Origin of the sequence: Halobacteriovorax sp. YZS-3-1 (assembly GCF_047084945.1) — a bacterium.
GTDB lineage: Bacteria > Bdellovibrionota > Bacteriovoracia > Bacteriovoracales > Bacteriovoracaceae > Halobacteriovorax_A > Halobacteriovorax_A vibrionivorans.
The window spans coordinates 1,134,608-1,158,755 of record NZ_JBKIYI010000001.1 but is presented as its reverse complement, the minus strand read 5'-3'; the positions used below and the strand labels follow the sequence as shown (position 1 = coordinate 1,158,755).

25 protein-coding genes and 1 riboswitch are annotated in these 24,148 nt (G+C 34.5%); of the genes, 8 read left to right on the top strand and 17 right to left on the bottom strand.

Annotated elements, in window-relative coordinates:
• Positions 1 to 89: 89 nt before the first annotated feature.
• Positions 90 to 755, top strand: coding sequence for a hypothetical protein (locus ACMAZI_RS05585; protein ID WP_114705196.1), 666 nt, complete (start codon positions 90 to 92; stop codon positions 753 to 755).
• Between the two features lies 1 nt (position 756).
• Here the strand turns inward: ACMAZI_RS05585 and ACMAZI_RS05580 are convergent, their stop codons facing one another.
• From ACMAZI_RS05580 to ACMAZI_RS05560, 5 genes are all read right to left on the bottom strand, one after another.
• A complete protein-coding gene (locus ACMAZI_RS05580) occupies positions 757 to 1,503 on the bottom strand; it encodes a Bax inhibitor-1/YccA family membrane protein (RefSeq protein ID WP_114706223.1) in 747 nt (248 codons plus the stop codon).
• Between the two features lie 69 nt (positions 1,504 to 1,572).
• Positions 1,573 to 2,886, bottom strand: coding sequence for a sensor histidine kinase (locus tag ACMAZI_RS05575; protein ID WP_412473585.1), 1,314 nt, complete (start codon positions 2,884 to 2,886; stop codon positions 1,573 to 1,575).
• 160 nt (positions 2,887 to 3,046) lie between these two features.
• The gene (locus ACMAZI_RS05570; protein ID WP_412473586.1) at positions 3,047 to 4,537 is read right to left on the bottom strand and encodes a hypothetical protein; all 1,491 of its coding nucleotides are present in this window, start codon (positions 4,535 to 4,537) and stop codon (positions 3,047 to 3,049) included.
• A 25-nt stretch (positions 4,538 to 4,562) separates the two neighbouring features.
• A complete protein-coding gene (locus ACMAZI_RS05565; protein ID WP_162929651.1) occupies positions 4,563 to 5,129 on the bottom strand; it encodes a pentapeptide repeat-containing protein in 567 nt (188 codons plus the stop codon).
• Between the two features lie 44 nt (positions 5,130 to 5,173).
• On the bottom strand, positions 5,174 to 5,569 hold the full coding sequence (locus ACMAZI_RS05560) for an acyl-CoA thioesterase (protein WP_148666850.1): 396 nt from the start codon (positions 5,567 to 5,569) through the stop codon (positions 5,174 to 5,176).
• Positions 5,535 to 5,709, bottom strand: a riboswitch (cobalamin riboswitch). (Overlaps the previous gene by 35 nt.)
• 78 nt (positions 5,710 to 5,787) lie before the next feature.
• On the opposite strand from ACMAZI_RS05560, the gene ACMAZI_RS05555 reads away from it, so the two are divergent.
• Positions 5,788 to 6,417, top strand: a complete 630-nt coding sequence (locus ACMAZI_RS05555) for a hypothetical protein (protein WP_120405158.1) — start codon at positions 5,788 to 5,790, stop codon at positions 6,415 to 6,417.
• 57 nt (positions 6,418 to 6,474) lie between these two features.
• Here ACMAZI_RS05555 and ACMAZI_RS05550 read toward each other — a convergent pair whose 3' ends face one another.
• From ACMAZI_RS05550 to ACMAZI_RS05535, 4 genes are all read right to left on the bottom strand, one after another.
• On the bottom strand, positions 6,475 to 6,867 hold the full coding sequence (locus tag ACMAZI_RS05550; RefSeq protein ID WP_120405159.1) for a hypothetical protein: 393 nt from the start codon (positions 6,865 to 6,867) through the stop codon (positions 6,475 to 6,477).
• Positions 6,868 to 6,964: 97 nt separating this feature from the next.
• Complete coding sequence (locus ACMAZI_RS05545) at positions 6,965 to 8,473, bottom strand: hypothetical protein (RefSeq protein ID WP_120405160.1); 1,509 nt, start codon at positions 8,471 to 8,473, stop codon at positions 6,965 to 6,967.
• An 86-nt stretch (positions 8,474 to 8,559) separates the two neighbouring features.
• Positions 8,560 to 8,901: a hypothetical protein gene (locus ACMAZI_RS05540; protein ID WP_114705204.1), complete on the bottom strand. Its 342-nt coding sequence runs from the start codon at positions 8,899 to 8,901 to the stop codon at positions 8,560 to 8,562.
• A gap of 71 nt (positions 8,902 to 8,972) precedes the next feature.
• Positions 8,973 to 9,878, bottom strand: a complete 906-nt coding sequence (locus ACMAZI_RS05535; protein WP_114705205.1) for a MerR family transcriptional regulator — start codon at positions 9,876 to 9,878, stop codon at positions 8,973 to 8,975.
• 101 nt (positions 9,879 to 9,979) lie between these two features.
• Here ACMAZI_RS05535 and ACMAZI_RS05530 point away from each other — a divergent pair, with 101 nt between their 5' ends.
• From ACMAZI_RS05530 to ACMAZI_RS05515, 4 genes are read left to right on the top strand one after another with little or no spacing between them, the layout of a single operon-like run.
• Positions 9,980 to 11,362 carry a TIGR01777 family oxidoreductase gene (locus ACMAZI_RS05530; RefSeq protein WP_114705206.1) on the top strand — a complete coding sequence of 461 codons (1,383 nt, stop codon included), beginning with the start codon at positions 9,980 to 9,982 and terminating at the stop codon, positions 11,360 to 11,362.
• 28 nt (positions 11,363 to 11,390) lie between these two features.
• Positions 11,391 to 11,924, top strand: a complete 534-nt coding sequence (locus tag ACMAZI_RS05525; RefSeq protein ID WP_114705207.1) for a lipocalin family protein — start codon at positions 11,391 to 11,393, stop codon at positions 11,922 to 11,924.
• Positions 11,925 to 11,943: 19 nt separating this feature from the next.
• Positions 11,944 to 12,903: a DUF523 and DUF1722 domain-containing protein gene (locus tag ACMAZI_RS05520; protein ID WP_120405162.1), complete on the top strand. Its 960-nt coding sequence runs from the start codon at positions 11,944 to 11,946 to the stop codon at positions 12,901 to 12,903.
• Position 12,904: 1 nt separating this feature from the next.
• Entirely contained in the window at positions 12,905 to 14,209 is a 1,305-nt protein-coding gene (locus ACMAZI_RS05515) for a cryptochrome/photolyase family protein (protein WP_412473587.1), read from the top strand.
• Positions 14,210 to 14,394: 185 nt separating this feature from the next.
• On the opposite strand, the gene ACMAZI_RS05510 is transcribed toward ACMAZI_RS05515, so the two are convergent.
• The 5 genes from ACMAZI_RS05510 to ACMAZI_RS05490 all read right to left on the bottom strand — a co-directional run bounded on the left by ACMAZI_RS05510 (position 14,395) and on the right by ACMAZI_RS05490 (position 19,494).
• On the bottom strand, positions 14,395 to 14,796 hold the full coding sequence (locus tag ACMAZI_RS05510) for a hypothetical protein (RefSeq protein WP_114705210.1): 402 nt from the start codon (positions 14,794 to 14,796) through the stop codon (positions 14,395 to 14,397).
• A gap of 80 nt (positions 14,797 to 14,876) precedes the next feature.
• On the bottom strand, positions 14,877 to 16,271 hold the full coding sequence (locus tag ACMAZI_RS05505; protein ID WP_412473588.1) for a sensor histidine kinase: 1,395 nt from the start codon (positions 16,269 to 16,271) through the stop codon (positions 14,877 to 14,879).
• A gap of 139 nt (positions 16,272 to 16,410) precedes the next feature.
• On the bottom strand, positions 16,411 to 16,860 hold the full coding sequence (locus tag ACMAZI_RS05500) for a hypothetical protein (protein WP_120405166.1): 450 nt from the start codon (positions 16,858 to 16,860) through the stop codon (positions 16,411 to 16,413).
• 93 nt (positions 16,861 to 16,953) lie between these two features.
• Positions 16,954 to 18,357, bottom strand: coding sequence for an ATP-binding protein (locus ACMAZI_RS05495; protein ID WP_412473589.1), 1,404 nt, complete (start codon positions 18,355 to 18,357; stop codon positions 16,954 to 16,956).
• Between the two features lie 132 nt (positions 18,358 to 18,489).
• A complete protein-coding gene (locus ACMAZI_RS05490) occupies positions 18,490 to 19,494 on the bottom strand; it encodes a sensor histidine kinase (RefSeq protein ID WP_158536715.1) in 1,005 nt (334 codons plus the stop codon).
• Between the two features lie 628 nt (positions 19,495 to 20,122).
• Between ACMAZI_RS05490 and ACMAZI_RS05485 the strand changes: the two genes are divergently transcribed.
• Positions 20,123 to 21,280, top strand: a complete 1,158-nt coding sequence (locus ACMAZI_RS05485) for a phosphatase PAP2 family protein (protein ID WP_412473590.1) — start codon at positions 20,123 to 20,125, stop codon at positions 21,278 to 21,280.
• 19 nt (positions 21,281 to 21,299) lie between these two features.
• Entirely contained in the window at positions 21,300 to 22,244 is a 945-nt protein-coding gene (locus ACMAZI_RS05480; RefSeq protein ID WP_114705216.1) for a hypothetical protein, read from the top strand.
• On the opposite strand, the gene ACMAZI_RS05475 is transcribed toward ACMAZI_RS05480, so the two are convergent.
• The 3 genes from ACMAZI_RS05475 to ACMAZI_RS05465 all read right to left on the bottom strand — a co-directional run bounded on the left by ACMAZI_RS05475 (position 22,241) and on the right by ACMAZI_RS05465 (position 24,048).
• Positions 22,241 to 22,807: a GNAT family N-acetyltransferase gene (locus ACMAZI_RS05475; protein WP_114705217.1), complete on the bottom strand. Its 567-nt coding sequence runs from the start codon at positions 22,805 to 22,807 to the stop codon at positions 22,241 to 22,243. The genes ACMAZI_RS05480 and ACMAZI_RS05475 overlap by 4 nt on opposite strands.
• A gap of 81 nt (positions 22,808 to 22,888) precedes the next feature.
• Complete coding sequence (locus ACMAZI_RS05470; protein ID WP_114705218.1) at positions 22,889 to 23,482, bottom strand: OmpW/AlkL family protein; 594 nt, start codon at positions 23,480 to 23,482, stop codon at positions 22,889 to 22,891.
• Between the two features lie 110 nt (positions 23,483 to 23,592).
• On the bottom strand, positions 23,593 to 24,048 hold the full coding sequence (locus tag ACMAZI_RS05465; RefSeq protein WP_114705219.1) for a hypothetical protein: 456 nt from the start codon (positions 24,046 to 24,048) through the stop codon (positions 23,593 to 23,595).
• Positions 24,049 to 24,148: the final 100 nt, after the last annotated feature.

Here is a 24,148-nt window from a genome sequence, read left to right as displayed (position 1 = left end):
TCCGTATTGTACTTAAGGTAATCCTCCTTATTTTATCTATTTATATCTGGTTCGTTATTTATAACGGTATGACAACTCAAGGATAGAACGTGATTTTAAAGTTACTTATTTCATTAATTCTTTTCTCATTTAATTCATATGCACTAGAGGCCGGCCACTGTATTAGTGACTACTCAACTAAGCGCTATATTCAAAATGATTTTTCAGCACCATATCCAAAAGAAGTCATCTTCACATGTCGATATCGTTGCCTTGATTTAGAAGGCTATGAGAGTGAGGAGATTTTAGGAACATCAACGATCACTGTTAATAGTTTAAGTGATGATGCCTTAAAAGTCGTTTGCCAAGGTGTGATCGTAAAGAAATCAAAATGGGGATACGAGTATAGTCGAACTGATTCATTCTACGCTCATTTTACTGAGATAAGCGAAATTAAGGATTGGGCAAATAAGAATATTCCTCTTGATAATTCAATTAGTAAGAAGCTCTTACGAGATTTTAAAAAGACGATTACTTCTGTTTATCAAAGTTATGAAATAGCGGGACGCTCTAATACTCCCGTTGCAAAAGAGTTCTCAAAAGCAGCACAAGTTTTAAAAGAAATGGCCAATCAACTGCCAGAAGATCAGAGTCTATTTAATTTATATCGTAAAAAGATTGAAGATTTAGATGGGAAAACTGGAAAAGATTTTAATTCAGAAAAGCTAATAATGGACCAGATACTCTTTGGAGCACGCTGGTCCATAAATATTTAAATTAGTCGCGACTATTTAACTTTGATAGTAATCTTAAAACTTCCATATAAAGCCAAATTAAAGTAACCATAAGAGAAAAGCTTGCATACCACTCTAAGTACTTAGGAGCACCTTGATTAACACTTTTTTCAATGAAGTCAAAATCAAGAATTAAACTAAAAGCTGCAATACAAACAACCACAAGACTAAAGCCAATACCGACTGGACCATTTCCATGAATTAATGGAATTGATGCTCCAAAGAAGCTCATTACAAATCCAACCATATACACTAAGAAAATGGCCCCCATTGCTGTCATTATAATCTTCTTAAAAGTACCAGTTGCTCTAACTAGGCCCCAACGATAAAGAAAGAAAAGTGTGATAAAAGCCCCAAATGTAATCGTTACGGCATTAAAGACTAATCCCTGGAATTGAAATTCATACATTGCTGAAACAGAGCCAAGTAATAGGCCCTCAAAGAGTGCATAGATTGGAGCTGTGAACATGGCCCAAGTTGGTTTAAAAATTGTAACCATTGCTGCAATAAGTCCACCAATAAGACCTATCATGACAAATGGTGAAAGTTGGCCACCCATACCATTTTCAAGAGCACCAAGTGTCTGATTCCAAGTATAAATAAAAGTCATCATCATAAGAGCAAAGAGAATCATCCCCTTATTGAAAACACCAGAAAAACTCATTGTTTCACCTGTTGTTGCTCTTGTATTAAAAACATCATTTGATAGTGTCGGATTTGTCGACCTCATCATTCTCATAGATTCCTCTTTTGTTATAAATTTAATACATTATAACAAATCCCAGCAGAAAAAGAAAAATTAAGAGAATAGCGTCTTTTTAAAGCTTAATTGAAAATGTGTTCCATGATTGTCCGGTGAGTCATTCTTAGTTCGGGACTTCACAGCAATAGTTCCATGACTGAGTTCAACAAATGTCTTCACAATGGACATCCCAAAACCTGTTCCTTTTTCTCCACCGGTTCCCTGTCTTGATGTGATGGCATTACTTTCAAAAAGAATATCTAAGAGTGTTTCATCAATTCCAACACCTTCATCAATTAGATGAATATGAACACCATCAATTGTTTCTTCTATGGTTATTTTTATCTCCTTACCTCTTTCCGAAAATTTGATTGCATTAGAGAGGAGATTACCTAAAATTTGATATTTTAATGCTGTAGCATTTCCCATGACATAGACATTTTGATACTTCTTAAAGTCATAATTTAGTATAATCTCCTTTTCTTGAAGCTTAGATTCAAATACTTTTGAAAGATAGTCCACAACATCATTAATGTAGACCTTTTCAAATTTTAACTCGACTTTACCTTGTTTGATCGATTGTAGATCCCGTATTTGAGCAAGTATATTTCCAATCCCAGTCGTGCAAGAATTAATACGGGCCAGGCACTTCTTAATCTCTTCATCAGAATTATCTTCTAATAATTTGAATAACTTCTTCTGTGATAAATTAATAACAGTTAAAGGGTTACTTATGTCGTGTCCAACGAGTGTTAATAGTGTATTAATCTGTTCACTCTTCTCAAAAATGGCCTTATTAAAGCGATCCCTTTCAGTTAAGAAAACAAACATATAAACAGTATTTAAAAAGATAAGTCCCATCATTATAAAAACACGGGCAGCAATATCACCAGTTTGAGATAAGTGATTTGTAAATACAAAACCATTTAAGTTAAGCACGAAATAATACAAAGTCGCTACGACAGGAATCACACACCAGATGATAAAGTCTCTACGTGTTCCTACAACTCCAGCGATAAGAGGAAGAACGGTAAACCAAATAGGCTGAACACTGTAAATCCCACCGGTATAATGTGTCCAAAGAACGATATGAGAGAATCCTGCAAACATGATTGCGTGAAAGATTAATGAAAAAGAGCGGAATACTTTATACAGAAGTGGACTCAATAGATGAATCGTTGCACAGACAATTCCCAGTTGATAGAAGGTAGGAATATCTGTGAATACATATGCGGCCAGTACGTGAGTCCACAATAGAGGTGCTGTAAGAAGTACCGTCAATAGATAGAGACGAAAATGTGAAACTTCTTGATCTGAAAAGTTTTTCAAGTCCCCAAATAGAAGCGCAATTAATTTATCACGTAACATCATAATGGCCAATTATCCCACAATATTTATTGCCACTTTCTTCATCAGGTGAAATTAGCGATGTAACCACATGAAATTAAAGAGCTTTTTCTCAGAACATAAAAATACAATTATGATTTACGTCATGTGAATAAGCTCCAATTACTGCCAAGAATTTAAGCCTTTAGAACTGAATACTTGCCGAAATTTTATTAAGTGGCATATATTCTATCCCCTCTTTTTTTAACTTTCTATCAAGGTCGATAAGATCTTTTTTAAAGGTTATAACTGCCTTTCTTCGTCGAGGACATTTGAACTTATAATTAGCATCAATGAGTTTTGTCACCGTAGTTGGTGAAAAGAAGAGATTATCGGCCATAGAGTATTTCATTTGATCCCAGGCCTTAACAAGCTTTGATCTTTTCATCATCTTATCTCCCTTTTTAGGAGGCGCTTGTCTAAGTCGTAATGGAACCTGTCTCTTATCTAAGATTCCATAATTGTAATGATCAGTAGCGTGAGCAACAGTTACTGTAAAAAGATAGGTCGTCACTGCTTTCACTAATGTATCACCTTTGAAAATATCATTACCTTTTGGAAAATCGTTAACGTGTTGATGACAATAATCAGACCATTTAGTAATCCAAAAATCACCATCTTCTACATCTGATAAAATTTCTGATACAAATTTATAGAAAACTTCATAGTAGCTTTTTAAATAGATGCCGTACTTTCCTTCAACACCTGGAGAATTAAGAGAGTATGAAAATGGAGGGTAAGATAAATTTCCTTTAATTCCCTTATATCCTTCCACTAGTAAATCTCTTAAACCAGCTGGTCCTCCAGGGTAAGGCGCATACACCATCCACCACTTCTCTTGAAGAAGAGAGCTCTTATAATTTAATACAGCATTCTCTAGTGGCAGAGTAAAACGAAAATGTGGAGATAGTAATTTAAATAAAACATGCTCTTTAGGTAATGATGTCTTAGAGATGGCATTTATTGAGTCGAATGGAAAGTGCAATAAAGGATGAACAACTAAAGTTGCACATAGAGCTCCTCCTTGAAGGACGAAGTACTTTGCTAGCTCCCATGCATCAGAATCCTCACTTATATCAAATACAGTCTCAGTGTCTTTGATGTAGATCGCCTGAACGATGAAGCGCTCTCCTTCTTTATATAGGAGTGTTTTAGAAGCGCTGGCATAAATACCAGGAAATGTTTTTACAACTCTTACAGCATCGAGATCGACAATAAACCATTCTCTCTCGTCTTTATTATAATCACTAAAAACTCTCCAATCTTCCTCATCTAATTGATCACTTAAAAATTTACTCATCATCGAATAATTTAATAAGTCCTCAAATTCCTTATTCGTGACTTCTTTTAGTCCAGGAATGATCTTGGCCTTAAGATAATAAAAAGGAGCAAGAGGTAAAGTCGCCATATAACGAAGGCCAATCCAAAGCCACCAGTCAGCGACTTCTCTAAATGGAACATGAATAACAGCAGGAGATTCTCCCCAAGGATGAACAGGAGAAGGCTGTGGCCAAGGCCCCTTTCTTTCATAGAGGAAATCTTTTTGCGAGTATAGATGTTTGTTTGAAGTAGCACTATTAATTTGTGCACGGATTTTGTCTTTAACCTTTAAAGCAAATTTCTCTGGTGTTTTCATTGGCGCCTTCCTAGCTTAACTTTGATTATTCGATTTCTATCCCAAAAGGGCCCAATAAGTTTAGGGCCTCAGGCATAGTGAATTTACATTTTTTTAAATTTGTATTTGTAATATCAATATAGAAATTAATTGCATGGCTAAAATTAGAGCCTTTCATATTGGCCTTTGAAAAATTCGCACCTAAGAGATTGCTATTTGAAAAGTCACAATTTTCAAAAGTTCCCTGAGAAAAGTCCGCCTCTTTAAAAGAGCTTTCAATAAAGCTTGAACTATTTAACGAGCAGTCCACAAAGCTTGTATAATCAAGAGAAGCTCTCTTAAACCTTAAATCAAATAAATTATTGCACTCAGAAAAGTTAATACCGACACACTTACAATCGCCAAATGAAACATCTCGTAGTGTAGCACCTAATAGATTTAAATTACTCAAATTTGAGTTATTAAACTTACATTCAATAAACTTGGCACCAGATGCATCTAATCCACTTAAGTCTAAATCATTAAACTCACAACAAATGAACTCGCCCCCTTTTAGAGAGCTGAGTTCACTAATATTTTCGCTATTAAATACTTCTTCTTCAAAATATGACATAGTCATATTTTAAATGAAAAAAGTTTATCCATCCATCTCTATTTTTATGAGAAAATAGGTACAGCCTTTCGTTCATCATTGATTGCAACTAGAGTGAAACTCCCCTTTACTGCTTCAACCTGTCCTTCTTCATACATTGCCTCAAGCATTAAAGTAACATCCACAATTAGACTACTTTTTCCAACTTTAACAACTTCTCCGATAAGTTCAGCAAAGTGGCCACCTGGGATCGGCATATTGAAGTCCACACGATCACTTGAAACAGTGACAAATTTCTTTCTTCCAAACCTTGTTGCGGTAATGAAGGCAACTTCATCCATCCACTTCAACGTGATACCACCAAATAATGTGTCATAATGATTTGTACTATTTGGGAAAACGGCCCTAACAATACGTGTTTTTGAGCGCGCGATTGCGTCTTTTAACTGATCTTCAGTCATAATTCCTCCTCGGGATAAATGTTATTTGCTAATTAGGATCGGACTATAACCGTTGCGGGACAGTAATGGATTTTCACCATATTCACTAATTAACTATTGGATATTAGATAGAAACGAGCATCAAGGCAATGAATAAAATACATTCTAACTGGCATAAATGAACAAAAGTGATATTTCATTTAAAACTTAAATAAAAACCGCATATAAAGGAATAAATAATGAAATACTTAATTCCCCTAAGTACTCTTTTTACAGGTCTAAGCGCTCAAGCAGTTCAAACAACAGCAAGACCTTTTAGCTTTGAATTTTATGCTCCAACAAATGAGCTCAATTTTGATGTAACTTTAGAGCAATGGTGTCGTTATGAGATCCCAGTGTGGTCTGACTCTGCTGAATATAAAACAAAACATCAATCAACTCCACTAAGAGAGAAGAGAACAAAATTAGGAAATGGCCTTACTCGTTTTACTTATTCTTTAAATAGTACAAAGTCTTTAGAACAAACTGGTTTCTTTAAATCAGGGAAAGAATGTACAAGTGGAGTCAGAATTATAGTGGAAAGCGCTAAATATGCACTTGGCTGGGCAGGACAATATAGTCGCCCTATTGAATTTAAATTTCTCGATGAAATGTATGCATTTAAAGAGTACGACACAACATTTGATGCACAATCAGATAAGAATATTAGACTATTCTCAGATAATGAAATCTCATTTGAATACAAGACATTCTCTGGTGGGAACCAAGTAAATGTAACAATTCTCTCAAATGGAAAGAGAATGAGAAGCTCATTTCCACAAGGTGTTTTAAAGAATCCAAAAACAAATATGCCTTACAAATTAAAATAGAAATAAAAAAGGCCTCTATGAAAGAGGCCTATATTTTAAATATTTTAAATTCAACCGTTATTCCCAAACCTGATAAACTGCTTCTTCCATCTCAGTTACACAATCTGTAACAGCTTCATAGAATGGCCATTGTAGATCATATCCCCAACGACTTTCTTCAACCATTTGATTGAAGTTTGTATAACCTTTAACAATACAAGATTGTGGGAAGCGCTTTTCAGTTTCAACTTCACCATTATAGTCATAAACGATTAAATCTGCTTGAAGAACACATGAATTTGTATTCTCATCACAAACAAATAGGTTGAAGCTAAAGTTAAAATCACCTTCACACCATGTATCACCACAAATATTATCAATTGCTGTTAAAACCTCTGATTCTTGCTTTTCACTTAGTGTATTGGCAAAAATTGATGACGTAACTAGCATTAGTAGAATTAGCTTTTTCATTGGAATCCCCTTTAAATAATTTAGGGGAATATAGATTACGAGCTACACGATGTATATTCGATTGATAATATTTACACTATACAATTATTAGATAACACTAAAGCAGTTCTTCTAACATTCTAATGCCACGACCAAGCTTTGCCGCAAATTGAGAATCTCTTGCATTTTCATCTGCTATTTCAAAAAGTGACTTTGAAGTTATTTGCATTCTAAGGGCCGTTTTAGCTTTTGAGGATTCTTTATCCACAAATGATGTTACTAGCGCCCTTGCGTAGGCTTCACTTACTTTTGCAATAAAACTATTTATTGGGCGGTAGTTTTTTGCATCTCTTATCAGCTCTTTCGTTTCACTTGTTTCTCGTATTTTATAACCTTTCTGTTCCATTTGCTTTTTGAATTCTTGTAAAACTCCTGGACCTCTTGTTGCCAGTCCAATAAAGAAAGATTCGATATTTTCTTGATTAACAGGGATTCTCTCAATGTTATTGTAGAGAAATAACTCTGCTGAAACGAGACCTGACTCCTTAGACATCAATGCCATATCTCTTATATATGCTGAATCCATTTCGTCTTTATACTTTCCAACACAGATATTACATGCATATTTCTTTGCCTTATCATTACCAAAGCAACATGCTTCACATCCATAAGATGTATCGACTCCTGTTCCATGTCGATAGCCAAAATTATGAATCATCTCATGAAACATAACACCTTCTAACTCATCTGTGCTCGGGCCGTTCTTTATTCCACCAAAGAAGCTTTTTTCCATCTTTGGATTTAATGAAACAAATGGATGCTTAATACCTAGACTCTTAATCTCAACTTCACTAGTCGATGCATAACCGACGACACCATTATTCCAATTATAGTTTTTATTATGACAGATGAATTTTGTAGGATTCACTTTTCCACTTAACTGTATGTTAAAAAAGTTTAACAAGTTTGAAATCTCACCTTTCATTGACTTATCTTTATCCTGACTGGCCAAATCAGAGAGACAACTTAGACCTTTATCCAATGCATTTCGAAGCATCCTTGGAAACTTCTCATCGCCTAGATTATCTAAGCAGCTCTTGTGTATTTGAACTCCTGGTGTAAATTCAAAAACACCTCCTCCAATTCTTGAGATGATTGGATCGAAGTTATCAATAAAATCATCAACCCCCTCTAGACCTCTGAGGAAGTTTTCATAACTACATTTAATATTGGATTCATTACTTAATGTTTCTCTATGATCAAGATTTGAAATTTCTCTATCAACTATTAGCTTCTTTTTTCCATCATTTATGTCATAGAGTTGATATTGTGAGCTTGCGCCTTTATTTGATATGATTTCGAGCCGATCAAATTTACCATCAAAGTCATTATCTGCTTCTATACGAGTAATATTACCTTTTACCTGCATTTTATAATCATATTTCTGATCATAATTACGATCATTGAGGTGCTCTACGAGAGCTCCGTCTACATAGCGAAAGATATTATCAATTACTTTGTCTTTATTATCATCGAACTCAAACGTCTGACTCTTTTGAGCAAAGAGCTCAGCTGTAGCTAATAGGCAAATAAGAATAAGTGAATAGTATTTTAATTTAGCTCTCATCTTATTTAAGTATCGGTATTTCTTAAGAAAAGATAAGAAAAAAGGCCCAACGAAGTGGGCCTTAAGTATTTGAAATATTATTTAGATCACCAAGTATTATAACAACGCTGACGACTAAGCTTCTTAAGTGTCTGGTTGTAATAAATTGTACAGCTATGATACTCATAATGAAGCTGAAGCTTAATATGATGATCATCTTCTTCACCTACTGGCCAAAAATTTGGAGCATGTGTTACTTGAAGATCCCAAAGGCGATCTGCTGTACAGAAATCAAGTGTTGATTCGTAATTTAATAAATTTGCGCTAAATTCAATTGCTTCAACCTTAGCTGCGTCATTTTCAAATCTTAGGCATTCATTATTACCATTAAGTGCAAATACTTGAGCACTAAAGAATAATGCAATAAACATTAGGAATGTGTTTCTCATTGTTGTCTCCTCTATAAAGTCGAGGAAGTTTTACTAATCAAACAATGGTATGACAAAGCCTAACGCGTTAATTATGACAGCCCAGATAACCTCTTATCAAATAGTTGGAAGTCAGCAATAATCTCAACAGACTTAATATTTTTAAATTCAGGAAAGTCCAAAGGCTTCGCCCCACCTAATATGATCCTAACTGGTCTATTAAGGACTTTATCTACTCGGTTCAAATATGGAATGATATGAGTTTCATAATTCCAATGATCAGAACTTACAACACCAAGGATGATATTATCGCATGATAGCGCGTTAACGGCCTCTGCTAAGCAATGTGCAGGATTTGCGGCACCAAGATAATAAGTACTATTTCTATTGGCCTTACAAAGGATATCAGCAATTATAATTGATAATTCATGAAGGTTTCCTTCAGGAGTAGCTAAGGCAAAACGTTCAGACTCTGGGAGATTTGGTAATCTAATTTGTCCAAGTTGTTCCCTAATAATAGTCGAAACGATATGCTCTTGTGTTACGGTATACATACCATCAACAACCATTTGTCCAGTTTGCTGCATTACAGGTAGGACAACCTTGAAGATAAACTCCTTGGAGCTTGAATTAAGCCTCAAGTATTCCGCTTCAGAATGAACTCTATCAATTTCATATCTCTTTAGGGCACTTAGTAAGCGCTCAACACCTTCATTAATGATGTGATTTGTCTCATAGGCCATTTCATCAGAAATCCCAGAAACCTGCTCGTTTAACTCTTGTAGAGTTAGATTAGCAACTTTAGAAATTGTTTGTCCGTGGGCAATGAGGTTTGCCATGGCCTTAGCTCTGGCCACATCTTCATCACCATAGAGCCTCTCGCCATTCATTCCCCTAACGGGCTCAAATGCACCATATCTCTTCTCCCACATTCTGATTGTATGGGGTTGAACTCGACAAATGTCTGAAATTACTCGGATACCAATATTTTTATTCATGAAAGCCTCTATATTTTACAAATTCTTGTTCAATTGTTGTATATTATATTATATATACAAAACATATACAAGAGTTATTTCTTGTATACTCAGGAGGAAAAATGAGCATACTTATCACTGGAGCAACTGGATTGATTGGCCAAGAGTTAGTTTACGCTCTAGCTAAAGCAGGCCATGAAGACATAAGAGTACTAACTCGAAATACAGCTAAGGCCGCAAAGCAATTCACAATTCCTCTCTCATTTTTCGAATGGGATCCAAATGCGAACAAGATCGATGAATCTGCTCTGGAAGGTGTTGAAACAATTATTCATCTTGCAGGTGAGAATATCGGAGGCGGCCGTTGGTCCGAGAAACAAAAAGAGAAAATATTAAACTCTCGAACACAAAGTACTAAACTCTTAGTTGATACAATTAATAATAATCAAGTTTCATTAAAGAAGTTTATCACGGCCAGTGCTATTGGAATTTATGGAACACAAAGTGAAAAGAATCCTCCGGCGCTAAAAGAAGACGCTTCATACGGTGATGATTTTCTGGCCAAGGTATGCAAGGCCTGGGAAGACGAAACTGATAAATTAAATAATAAAGAGATTCTTATTAATCATGTAAGAACAGGTATCGTTTTGGCCAACAACGGTGGTGCTCTTCAAAAAATGCTTCCAGCTTTTAAACTTGGAGTGGCCGGAAAACTGGGCAGTGGAAATCAATTTATGAGCTGGATCCACATTAAGGACCTAGTAAGTATTTATCTTCACCTAGTGGAAAACCAAGTTAATCAAGTTGCCATTAATGCAACAGCTCCAAGACCAGTAAGTAATAAAGAATTCACATCAACTCTAGGAAGCGTTGTTAAAAGACCAACGATTCTTCCTGCACCAGGATTTGCATTAAAAATAATTCTAGGAGAGATGTCTACCCTCTTATTAGATGGTCAAAATGTAATCCCATCATATTTAAATGAAAATAAATTTCAATTTCAATTTCCTAACTTAAAAGATGCTTTGGAGGATCTTGTGGGTTTGGAAAAAAAGTTCTCACAGGTTCAATGGGTTGAAAGGCCAGTTGAGAATGTCTTTAATTTCTTTAGTAACGAAAAAAACCTAGAAGCAATCACACCAGATTCTATCGGGTTTAAAGTACTAGATATGAATACTCCAGAGATTACAAAGGGTACCATAATCGATTACCGCTTAAGTATTTATGGTATTCCTCTTAAGTGGAAATCAGAAATTTTACACTTTGTTAAAGGTAAGGAATTTGTCGATAAACAATTAGAAGGTCCTTATAACAAATGGGTTCATACACATGGTTTTATACCATATAAGAATGGAACACTCTTAACTGATGAGGTCTTATATAAGGTTCCTCTCGGTGCCCTTGGGGATCTCTTTGCCGGTGCCTTTGTTAGGAGTGATGTTAAGAAAATTTTTAAATTTCGTAGTCAAAAATTAGATAAAATTTTTGATGAAGTTAATAAGTAGTTAATCTAAAATTAAGAAGGAGAAGAAGATGAAGAAGCTCGTGTTATTTTTTTCAATGTTAATGTGCTCGGTTGCACTATCTAGCTCAAGCTTACCGCTAGATACAGTTGATTATGTTGATCTCGATCGCTACCTAGGTAAGTGGTATGAGATTGCACGTTTTGATCAAAGCTTTCAAAAAGGCTGTACTGCTGTTGAAGCCAATTACAGTCTTAGAAAAGATGGAGATATTAAAGTTATAAATACGTGTCGTGTTGGTTCTCCTGATGGTGAATACAAAGAAGCTGAAGCAAGAGCTTGGGTTGTTGATGAAGAAACAAATGCAAAGTTAAAAGTACAATTCTTTTTAAGAGGGATTAAGCTTCCTATTTTTGCAGGTAATTACTGGATTCTTGAACTTGATGAAGACTATCAATATGCAATGGTTGGAGACAAGTCGAGAAAATACCTATGGATTCTTTCACGTACTAAAGAGTTAGATGAGAAAATCTATCTTGAACTAGTAGCAAAAGCGAAAGATCTTCACTTTGATGTTAGTAAACTTTTAAAGACTCAACAATAAGGTTGAGATTGGATAAATTATGAAACGACAAAAACCACTCATTGCTATAAGCTCATGCCTTTTAGGTGAAAATATTCGCTACAATGGTGGCCATTGTCGTGAGAATTGGATTTATTCAGAATTATCTAAATTTGTTGATTTTCACCCAGTCTGTCCAGAACTTGCGATGGGACTGGGTGTTCCAAGAGAAGAAATTCATCTCTTTCGCACCACTAGAAAAGATAATGAAGTAAAGCTGCGCTCTAAGTTCACAAAAGAAGAGCTTACTCAGACAGCTTATATTACATATGAGTCAATCGAAGATGATTTAAAGAACTTAGATATCGACGGCCATATATTTACGAGGAAGTCTCCTACTTGTGGCCCAGATAACGTAAAGACCATTACATTAGATGATCCAAATTATGTGAATAAATCAACTGGTTTATATGCAGGATTCATTATGGATCAATTCCCTAACCTTCCTTATATCGATAATGGAAGAATTAAAAATATTGAACTACGAGAAAACTTTGTAAAAAAGATATTTTCACACTTTCGTTTTAAACAACTAAATGGAACGATGAGGGACTTACAATTATTTCATCAGATGCATAAATATGCCATCATGGAACATAATCAAGAGAATATGAGAACTCTCGGTCGTATTGCTGCTAACCATGAAGGTTTACCAGCACAAAAAGTTTACCAAATATACTTTAAGTTATTTATGGAAACGATTTCAATTCTTCCAACTCGTAAGAATAGACTAAATGCTTGCTATCATGTCTTTGGATATTTTAAGAATGATTTAGGAGCAGGAGAAAAGAAAGCCTTGTTAAACTTAATGGAAGATTATCAAAATGGTGTTTCAAATTACCTCACAATAAACTCGTTTCTAAACGTATTAACAGAGGCACATCAAAAGGCATATTTACAAGACCAATATATCTTTGAACCGTACCCAAAAGAATTAAAGCTATTAAAAGATATTGCATAATATGAGTTCTAAGAAAGTTAATATATTCTGGTTTCGTCGAGACCTTCGATTAAAAGATAATCGCGGCCTTCTTCATGCACTTCAATCACAGAAAGAAGTCCTGCCTATATTTATCTTTGATACAAATATTTTGTCGAAATTAGAAGATGAAAATGACCTTAGAGTAAGTTTCATTCATGATGCAATAACTGACCTAAAAGAAGAATTAAACGATTTTGGAAGTGACCTACTTGTCTTAACGGGTGACCCCCTTACTGAATACAAAAAGCTTATAAAAGAATATAATATCGAAGAAGTCTATACAAATGAAGACTACGAACCATATGCAATTAAAAGAGACAAAGCAATTGCTTCTTTTTTAGAAAAAGAAAATATTAGTTTTCACCAATATAAAGATCACTGTATTTTTGCTAAAGACGATATTTTAAAAGATGATGGCAAACCATATGTAGTCTACACTCCTTACAAAAATAAATGGCTGGCAGAGTTAAGGCCAAAAGACATTGCGACCCTTGAGACTCATAAATACTTTGATAATTTTAAGAACTTTAAGGCAGAAACCTTACCAACGTTAGAAGATCTTGGTTTTATCTATAATGAGAAAGCTGATGAACAAGTAAAAACGATTAAAGGTCGAATAATTGATGACTATGACAAGAACCGTGATATTCCAGCTCTCGATGCGACATCAAAACTAGGTATCCATTTAAGATTTGGAACCATATCTCCTCGTAAATGTGCACAAGTAGGATATAAGAAAAATGATACATGGTTAAGTGAACTAATCTGGCGAGAGTTTTTCATTCAAATCCTCTATCACTTCCCTCATGTCGAGAATGCTCCATTTAGAGAGAAATATAAAAGTATAAAATGGAAGAATAATAAAAAAGAATTCAAGAAGTGGTGTGAAGGAAAAACAGGTTTCCCAATAGTTGATGCTGGGATGAGAGAATTAAATGAGACAGGCTATATGCATAACCGAGTTCGTATGATTGCAGCTTCTTTTTTAGTTAAGGATCTTCTCATTGACTGGCGCTGGGGCGAGAAATACTTTGCTCGCAAATTAAATGACTTTGAACTTGCTTCTAATAATGGAAATTGGCAATGGGTGGCAGGAACTGGTTGTGATGCTGCCCCATACTTTCGAATTTTTAATCCCTATACACAGCAAAAGAAATTTGATCCAGATTTTGAATATATAAAGAAATGGATTCCAGAATACGGAACTGATAAATACCCTGATGAAATAGTAGATCACAAAATTGCATATCACGAAACCATCAGGGTATATAAAGAATGTAATTAATCAATCTTACAACTGATATTACTCATCACTTTCTTGTACTTAGGTTATAGGAAGACAAATTAAGCTAAATATAATTATCCTGACATTCTGACTTTTTATAAGTCAGACCAATTAAAATTTAATAAGTATTGGAAAATATAAAAGAAAAGGCCCAATAAATGGGCCTAAAAGTTATTTGAGAATTTCTAATTTTTAAGACATGTCTCAATCTTACGAGTTACAGTGAAGTCTGACCCGTAGTCATCGCTTAGGTTATATGTCGTTTCAATATAGTCTTTTAAACGATAATCATCTTGAACCTTTACTTCACAGCTAAGTAATTCAATACGATCATGAGATCCTTGATAATAACGGCCATTCATATCAAAAGAAGCTTGCTCAATTTGAGCACATACTTCATTTACATTACCGACAAAGCAAAATTGTCTTTCTCTCTTTGTATCGTTTACATCATAATTGAAGCTAGAATCACTGAAACCAATAACTGTCCCTAATTGAGCATCATTAGTGATAATAAAAGTTGATTGTGGCTGATGTGCAAATACAGAAAAAGCACTCAGTAGAATAATAGATTTTAAGATATTCATATTAAGCTCCCTAATATTACAAAATATTTAGCCTATCAGTAACACAGCATGCCTAAGAATAAAATAATATAAATGAAACCCTAAAAATTTATCACGAATGTGGTATTTTCTGAATCTTCCTCAACCAGAAGTTGATATCCTGAGTTTTCAATGATTTGCTTTGTGATGGCCAAGCCTACACCAAAGCCTGAGCCGTCCTTCTTTGTAGTCTTACCCATTTCAAAGATATTCTTTAACTGATCCCTTGGAATCCCATTTCCAGAGTCTACAATCTTAATAAACCGCTGACTTGATGAAGTAATGACCTTTATCCAAGGTGTATCTGTTGTTTTTATCTCTTCAAGTGAGTTCTTTATCAAGTTAACTAAACACAAGCTTAGCTCTGTTTCATTGCCATCTATATCAAAATCATCAATCTCAAGCTCTACTTTCACCTTATCCTTATCAATCTTTTCTTGTACGAGATCAATTGCTTCCATTGTGACATCTGAGATTTTGATTCTCTCTTTGTGAGAATCATAATTCTTCTTAAAGATATTCATGTAGAGGTCAGTAACTTCCAGAATCTTTGCAATATGTTTACGGAGTTTTTCTGTATATCGGCGTTGATCTTCTAATAATTCTTTTTCTAGACGATTATTTGCCGTATTTAAGACAAAGAGATGATTTCTAATATCATGAGCAATACTAGCTGAGGCAAAGCCAAATTGGGCAACTTTAGAGAGCTTAACCATATCTTTTTCAAGGTTATACATCTTTGTAAAAGCCAAATCCTGGTAATAAATATTAAATCGCATGGATTCAAAAACGTAGCCCAGATAATAGATAGGAACGAGATAACCAATTGTTTCTGTCCCTATAGATGTATCCCATATCGATGCAAATAAAGTAACAATTAATCCCATTTTAAAAAGATACTCGTTCTTGTTTCGTCTATTTAATTCCTTCCAAACGACGATAGTAGAGTAGAGAATAACGACTAATCCCATAACACCTGTTAGAACAACTAAAAGACTGGGATAGATTTGTAGATTTAATGCTTTTGTAAAAAGTGTTGATGGTGGAATTTCCCGAGGCTTAAATATCAAATCAACAGAAGTGAAGAGGTAAAGAAAACCTCCAATGACAACATAGACCGAATGGGCCACACAAAAGAACTTAGAGAACCACAGCTTTTTAAGATCATATCCAAAAAAACCCTCTATCGCCTTTAGGTAACAATAATAAGTCCAATATGCGAAGAACCAATACGTAATTAAGAGGAAATTAGAAAGTTTAGGATCTGAGACATGAGTATTTACAGCAATTAAGACGGCATAAGCTCCGGCCGAAAGACACATAAGAATAGGCCAGAAAGCCTTCACATTTAGGTGTTTCCGATAAGTATAGGCACCAATTGATGCTTGGTATAGGAAATATGAAAATGCGAAGATAGTTACATACCGAGTAACTACTATATATTCATCAACACTCATAATATAAAATATACATTATTTAGACTAATTAAACACTTAAAATATAGAAATACTTTAAAAAATTCTCTGAAGCTTAACTAATTTAACAAAAAAGGGAGCTTATACGCTCCCTTAATTACCTAAAAAATTTTACTAAATTTTATAGCTTACAAGTGAAACTAAAGTCGTATTTTTTGAATAAAAAGCAGCGAAATGTCTCTCTAATAGTGACTGAATCTCCATTTAGAGTTATTGTTTTCTTGTAACCACTTTCTCCTCCATAACTTCCACAAGCATCACCTCCTGGGCGATTAGAGTCCTCAGAAACAAGTAGCGTGTTAGCATCGACAAGCTCAGCTGAATCAGAAAAAGCATGGGCCACAGGGGTAAAATAATATCCAGTGTTTCTAAAATAAATACTTGTTGATTGAGTATCTTTTAGAATTTCAATTTGGCATTCACCTGTTCCTCTTTCATTTGTATTAGAAGATACTCGTCCTTCTTGTCCGTCAAGCTTTTCGAGGCTCTTAAGGAAACTTGAGACATTACCGGCTGCGAATAAATTAGACGAAGCCATAACTAGAATTAGGGGTAAAACAAATGATTTCATATAGTGCTCCTGAGTGATTTTTGAATTTAATAGTCAATACAAGAAACTTCATGAGATTGCACGAAGGTATGTAATTACTTTAGGACCACAACATTAAAATAAGACCTCAAAAGTAGTATTCTTAGAATCTTTTAATAGACCTAATTGAAATCCAGAACGCATAAGAAGTGCCTTTGTGATAGCAAGCCCAACCCCATGTCCACCAACACCCTTCTTAGTAGAATATCCAAAATTAAATATTTCGGAAGCAATTTCATTAGAAATTCCTTGACCACAATCAGTAACACAAATACTTCTCTTGCTTGCGTAGGCATGAACTTGGACCCATGGAGACTGATACTTATCAACACAAGAGACTTCTTCGAGGGCATTCTTTAATAAATTCACTATACTAATAGTGATCTCCGTTTCATTACAATAAATTGAAAAGTCTTCGATATCTACAATTAGCTCAACATTAGAATTTTTGTACTTTGGAGCTACGAGCTCAATGGCCTCATCAACGATCTTCTTTACAGAGACGTTATTCTTTTCATTTGCATTATTCTTATTAAAAACATTCATATAAAGATCTGTGATCTCTGAAACTTTATTAATGTGTTTATTTAAAGATTTATAATTCTGCTGTGGGTCCTCCTCCCTTCCTTTAATAAGTTTATCAATTCCTATTTTAAGAACAAATATATGATTTCTAATATCATGAGCGATACTTGCAGCAGCAAATCCAAATTGAGCAATTCGAGAGAGTCTTACAACTTCATTCTCTAGGTTGAATAATTTACGATACACCTTTCTTTGAAAATATAGATTAAAACGTACTGCTTCAAATGCATTACCGAAATAATACAGAGGAAGAATTGCACCTGAGATTTCAAGTCCCAATGCAGTATCATTTAAAACAGCGAGAAAAGTTACAATAATTCCAAGCTTTAGTAGAACTTCATTTCTTTTTAATCGATTTAATTCAATCCAAATGACAATACATGTATAGAGAACAACTAAAGCACCGAGACCTCCTAATATTTTACCATATATATTTGGAGAAACATTAAAGTGCATTGTCTGAGCAAAGAGATTGGACTTGACGTAGTTGTGCTCATCAAAAAGAAAGTTGTGATTAAAAAGCAGTGTCGATATGGCACAAACAATCTGAACACTAACTAGAAACACACAATATAGCTTCGCAAACTCAAGCTTCTTTATACGTCTTTTTAAATAAACTTCTATGGTTCTTATGTAACTGTAAAAAGACGAATAAGCACAAACCCAGAAGATCATTAAAAGAAAATCTGATAACTTTTGATTGATGAAATGAGTATTGAAAGCAAAAACAAAGCAATATGCCGCAGTCGTCAAACACATGACCATTGGCCATAAAGCTTCTCTTTCTTTGAGCTGTGTATAATTAACTAAACTTGCAAAAAGTTGGTAGATAAAAAACGAAAACACAAAAGTCGTTAAATAACGCGTGAATGCGACATATAGGTCTAGCTCCACCGACCTTCTCCAAAGATTAATTAATAAAATTGATAAATAGTTTATATCGATACACTCTAATAAAGCAAAGAGTAAACCATCTTAACAAATAAATATTTTCAAACACTTATCTAATTAATTTTAAAAATTATCTCAACAATTGATAGAGAACGTCGTATTTTTACAACCTTTCTCAAGTTTTAAAGAAAAGCCGGAGCGCTGCAACAATTCATTTGTTATGGCCAGCCCTACTCCATGACCTCCAGATTTCTTTCCTGTATAGCCAAACTTGAAGATTTGTTCTGCTTGTTTTTGATCGATCCCATCGCCACTATCTACTACAAGTATCTTATTTTTTTCAATATCACTTTTAAGCAAAACCCAAGGATTGTCCTTCTTTTCTTTAACCTCTTCTAAAGAGTTTTTTATAAGGTTAACGAGGCAAATTACCATTTCTGCTTTATTACAAAATATTTTAAAATTTTTAGTTTCTTCTAAAAATCGAACATTAGTATTTTCAAACTTTGGTAAGATTAGTCCCCTAACATCTTTTAAAATCTCATTAAAGTCTAATTCTTCTTTTTGAGAACTAATATTATTCTTAAAAATATTCATATATAGATCGGTGATTTCTAATATACCCTCATTATACTTTTTTAAATCTTCATAAACCTTATCAGTTGTCGAATATCGTCCTTTTATTAGTTTATCAACTTTAACTTTCATTACGAAAACATGATTCTTGATATCATGTGCAATACTAGCCGCTGCATATCCAAACTGAGCGACTTTAGATAAGTGAACTACTTCTGACTCGAGGTTGTACATCTTACTATGGGCCTTTTTAAGAAAGTGTAAATTAAACCGTAGAGCCTCAAAGGCATTAGCAAAATAATAAATAGGAATCAAGCTTCCTGAAACTTCTAAGCTTATAAAAGTATCATTCAATACAACGAGAATATTAAATATAACACCTATTCTCAGTAAGTATTCCTCAAGATTTCGTTTCGAAATTTCTCTCCAGATAACAAAGCTAACATAAAAGACGCAAAGAGCTGCACTGCCTCCGACTAGGTTTCCTATCAAATTTGGTGAGATTGCGATATTCGTCGATTGATAAAAGAGGCTATCTTTTATTTGTGACTGGGGTGAAAACATAAAGCTATAATCAAAAAAAGCGTAAGAAATAAGAGAAAGAATCTGAAAGATGCCCAGAGAGAGGATATACACTTTGATATACTTTATCATCTTAATGGAGCTTCCAAAAAAAGCCTCTATAGCATGCATATAGGCGTAAAAAGCACAAAAAGCAAAAATCCAAAGACTATTTAAAATAATGTTTGAGTTTTTTATGTCTAGTACATGAGTATTTATAGTAAAGAAAAGGCAGTAAAAGGCTGAAGCAACTGACATCAAAGTATACCATAAAGTCGAGCGGTCTTTTAAATTGTAATAATTTAAAAAGCCACTTATTGAGTGGTAAACAAAGAATGAAAAGAAGAAAATCGTAGTATAACGAGTTATATTCGTATACGTTATAATATCCACAACATACCTTTTTCTAGTTTAGTTAAATGTCCATTATGATAAAAACACTATCATACGACAAATAAATACTATTACGAATAGTATAACTGTAGCTTAAAACAACTTTAAGTACCTAATATTACAGGCTTATTTTTTGTATACTTTGTAAAATCCTTCTTAAGACTGTCCAATTTTTGATCTGCAATGTGAATATTACATAAATAAACATATTTTAACCGTTTTCTCTATATTAGAAATTATGAAAACATTAAAAATAACAAAAAGTTTAATTCTATCGACTCTTCTCATGGGGCAATTTGCCCAAGCAGATAAGCTTAATGATGAGATTTTTTTTCAAAAAGACATATATCAAACTGTCTATGAAAGTGATTGTGAATGGCGCTATGAAGGTTGTGTCACAGTTGATGAAAATGAGTTAGATCTTCGCTCAAATGCCAAGCATATGCTTGATGAAATCTATAGTTGTAAGAATACGGTACAAGGCTGTAGTGAAGAAGAACAAAAGAATATCGACAGAATGGAAGGAATTAAGGGGCGAATTGGAAACAAGGCCATTTATGGTGGAATGTCGCCACAAGAGTTCTCTAATTACCTTCGTAAATTTGATTCATCTAATAATAAGAAAGGATATTTCATCCCACTAGGTTTAAGTGATAAAGAGCTTCTAATGCTAGCAGCTTCCACTTCACTTGGACTTGTTATGTTTGGCTCTGACCAAGAAACAATGGACTTTGTCCAAGATCATAAGAATGGCTTTACTGAAAAACTCGTCTACCCAACAAATAATCACGACAAAATGATCCTTGGAGGAGCAGCCGCCGGATCATACTTTTTAGGTGTTGTTATAAAAGATGGAAAACTTAAAAAGGCAGGACTCTACGTTTTAACGAGTCAAATTGCTACTCAGATTGTAACGGAAGCATTCAAGAAAGGCTTTGGGCGACAAAGACCAAATGCTGACCAAGGGCCATATGCTTTTGGAACAACTGGAAAGTCATTCTTTTCAGGTCATTCTTCAGGAGCTTGGTCATTTGCAACAGTTTTTGCAGAAATTTATAAAGATAATAAAGTCGTTCCATATTTAGCTTACGGTGTGGCCGCTCTAACATCTTATGGACGCCTACACGATAGAAAACACTGGCTATCAGATGTATTTGCAGGAGCGATTGCTGGACATCTAATAACAAAGCTTGTTATTAGAATGCACGAAGGCGATGATTCAAATGGTGGACTAATGGTCTTTCCTTCTTGGAATCGTGAAACAGGAACTTTCATGGTTAACTTTGAATGGAGACCTAGAAATAATACAAAAACTGAATTCAAATGTAAGAAGTTACCTGAGGGTAAAGATAGAATTCGTGCTTGTATTTATGAAGCATTTTTAAGATCGCAATAAAATAAAATTGGAGAAATCTATGAAACTCAAATCCCTTGCACTTATTCTCTTAATAGGAGTTAGTGCACACTCTCAAGCAGCTCGTCTCTGGGCCTCAATCCCCTTTATAAGAGGAGCAGACCTGTGTGCATACAAACAAGCTTATTCTCAAACACGTTCTGAGTATATGCGTGAAATGACAGGATTAGCATCTCAGCTTATGCAATCTGGAGCAAAGGGAGATGAGGCCTTGGATCTTCTTGTTACTTTCGATGCTCTATATGACAAGAATGTGCGCCTTGCTACACAGTATAAGTATATGGATGTAACTCTAGAAAATACTCTTAAAGCATATTTTGATAGCTATTATCGTAATTTTCCAGTAGTTAATCGTAAGTTAGAATTCGTCCATATGAATAATATTCGTTACATTATGGACTCTATAAATAATGGACAACGTCCAGGTTGGATTCCAAATAATGCAGGAGCTTTAGTAGACTATATGGCTTATGGATCTTATTCATATGCACCAAATTGCCGTGGCGGAATTCAGGTCACACTTACTCTAGTAAGTTCTGATGGGTCGACGAAAACATATCAAGGACAAGGACAACCATCTGTTGTTATGTCTCAAATTGCCTCTACAATGTTTGAAGATTTTCAAAGAACAAAGTTTCCAGCAACGGTACAAATAGGACGTCGCAATCTTACAATTGTAGGAACACATAACGGATCAGTAGGTCGAGCGACTTCAATGAGACAAGCAGAAAGAGCCTGTGACAATATTTATGCAAGACTTCCTAATGCAAATGAACTAGAAGCTATTGATGCTTATGGTGATTGGAATGGAGGTGTTTCAATTGGACAAACGGTTTGGGCCATTAGTGGTGGAAAAGTTTATCATCCAGGTCTTATGAATCCGACACCAGTAAGAAACCCATGGTCAGTAAATACTAAGGTGTATTCTTATTATTGTGTACGCTAAATTTTAAATAACTTCTTAATATCTGCGTCGGGCCTAATCTGTCCGGCGCGATAATCCATGACCTTTTTTCTCTTCTCATTAAAATAGTGGTGTAAATGTATCAATACACCAAACTTATCATCTAGCTCCATTTTTGAAATTAAAAAGCCAGCTTTAAGTTTAGGTATAATAACAGAATTATTCGTAGCACAGTGGCGAGAATAGACCATTTGAAATCCTTCCGCTTCTAGAATTGCCAGACACTTGTCTAAAATGGCCCCATAAATACCTTGTCTTCGATATTGTGGAAGTACTGCTGAATTACACATATAAAATGTTGTACTACTTTCTTGATATCCCCAACTCCAGCCAAGGAAGTTTCCTTCTTTATCAAAGGCGGCCAAACATAACTTAAAAGGTTCTCCTAAATTTTCTTGGAGTCTTTTTACATTTGAAAGTTCTGTTTCTGACAGAATATCCCATAGTACATAACTATGATCATCTTCAAAAACATCGTTCTTATACTTATAATAGTATTTATTAAAGTCTTGCGAATTTAAGATTTGAATATCTATTTCTTTCATAGAAATAGTTTAGCTCTTAGAAATAAAAGGACAAGTTAAAAAAGAGAAGGTGGCCAAGTGTTATGGCCACCCTTCAAGAAACTAGAATCTAAAACCAATACCGATCCCAACAAGTAAAGGGTCGATATCAACTTCAGCATTCACAACACCAGACCCTGTATCAACAGTTGCATCAGCTTGTAAGTAAAGCTTTTTCACATCAAGGTTGAGATATAAATTCTGAGCAACTTTGATATCAGTTCCTAGTTGTAAGGCATATCCAAATGCATCATCATACTTTGTCGAGACCATATCTCCCGGTACCTCTCCATAAAAGATTGTATAGTTGATACCAGCACCTACATATGGTTTGAAGTCTCCAAATTCCATATGGTATTGCGCTAATAAAGTTGGAGGTAGTAAAGAAACGCTACCAAGGCTTCCTGTTCCATTGAGGTTTACATCATGAGTTGCTGTTGCAAGAATTAACTCAAGTGCAAAGTTTTGATTGAAGAAGTAAGAGAAGTCGATCTCTGGAACTGATTCATTATTAATTGCAATATTACCACCGATATTGTCTGAAACATCAGGGGTTACGCTTAAGGCCCTTACACGAACCATTGAATTTCCTTCTGCAAATGAGAAAGAACTAAACATTAGAAAAAGTAAAATTGAAACGATTGATGTTTTTTTCACAAAAACTCCTTTGAAATTTCTATGAATTAAAAATATCAAAGGAGATTTTAAAATATTATGAGTTAAATCAGAGTAATAAAAAAAGCCTACAAAGTAGGCTTAATTTTATTTTAGTAGTGGAATCCCCACTTTTTCATAAAGTCATGGTCGCTTTCATCAAAGAATGGCCACCAACCTTGTGAACCTAAGTGCTCACCTGTTTCGAAATCAATAGTGTGGTTAATCCAACCAGTTGGCTCTGGGCCAACGAAACGACGAAGAACAATTCTACCATCTACAATGTAGTCTGAACGATGGTAAGTAACAGTAAAAACTGAGCCATCATCTTTCTTTCTAAAAAATCTAATAACTTCACGATCTGTTAAGTCATCACTAAGAAGCCACATAACAGTTGTATCACCAAAGTCTTTGGCCTTATACCAACCACCAACTAGGTAATCGTGTTCCATATTTGATACCATTGAGCGAAACTCTTGGTATTCATTCATAAGAGTCTTAGCGTCTGGATTACTATAACCAAATACTAAAGCAGGCAACATTGCCAGCATCAAAACGAGTGATTTCATTTAATTCTCCTTTAAATTAGCGAAAGACATATTCGCAATAAAAACCATCGATGACAAGATTTTGCAAGTTAAGAAAAGTCAAAAAGTCAGAATCCTCCCC